This window comes from Thalassobellus citreus (assembly GCF_044385915.1).
Classification (GTDB): Bacteria; Bacteroidota; Bacteroidia; order Flavobacteriales; family Flavobacteriaceae; genus Thalassobellus; species Thalassobellus citreus.
In genome coordinates this window covers 1-662 of sequence record NZ_JBISCC010000065.1, presented here as the reverse complement: position 1 = coordinate 662, position 662 = coordinate 1, and the positions used below count along the sequence as shown (strand labels likewise).

Annotated in this window: 1 protein-coding gene and 1 pseudogene; both read right to left on the bottom strand. The window is 32.0% G+C overall.

Annotated features, from left to right (window positions below; translation table 11 throughout):
* Positions 1 to 257 (bottom strand): DUF6730 family protein (locus ACH5TX_RS00340; RefSeq protein ID WP_439337574.1); only part of this gene is annotated, 257 nt, incomplete at its 3' end.
* A 15-nt stretch (positions 258 to 272) separates the two neighbouring features.
* Positions 273 to 662, bottom strand: a pseudogene (locus tag ACH5TX_RS00335) (relaxase/mobilization nuclease domain-containing protein); the annotation flags it as partial.

The following is a 662-nucleotide window of genomic DNA, read 5'->3' as shown; positions in this document are numbered from 1 at the left end:
ACCACCACTGCCCAAGTAGGATACATTTTAGCTTGGTTTATTTTGTTATTAAACCGAATTTCAAAACCTTCTAATGTTTCTTTATGAAACTTCATCTGTTGTTGATGTGATTCAATTATAGATTTGTATTCGGATATCTCCATTTTAATTTTAGTTTCTTTTAACTGTTCATTAATGTTTTCTAGTTTCTCAATACCATTATTAAAGTCATTGATTTCATTAACCAATAAGGCTGTTAGTTCTTCAAGTTTTGTCATAATTACTCTGTTTTTTTAATATCCCATGCCCACCCCTTTATCAATAGCTCTTTTAATAATGAATTTGGTGATTTTTAAAGCTAGGTTCGGTGTTAGGTCAACCACTTTACCAGCCAGTTTGATACTTACATTGTTTTCTTTCAATATGTTTGCTCCATTTATTCCTGACATTTGTTTTCCAATATTCCCAAGAGACATATTGCGATGTACCTCGCTACCTTTAAGATTGTGACCATCAAACTCAAACCGAAAGCCCTGTAGTTTGTTTTGATTATTTATTGTTGGTATGACTTTTACTCCATTGGCTTGCATGGATTTTATATAATCATCAAAAGATTTGGGTTTGAATTGTTTCATAGTCAGGTCATGCCTGCGTTTGATCTCAGTTCGTATTTCTTTTAGATT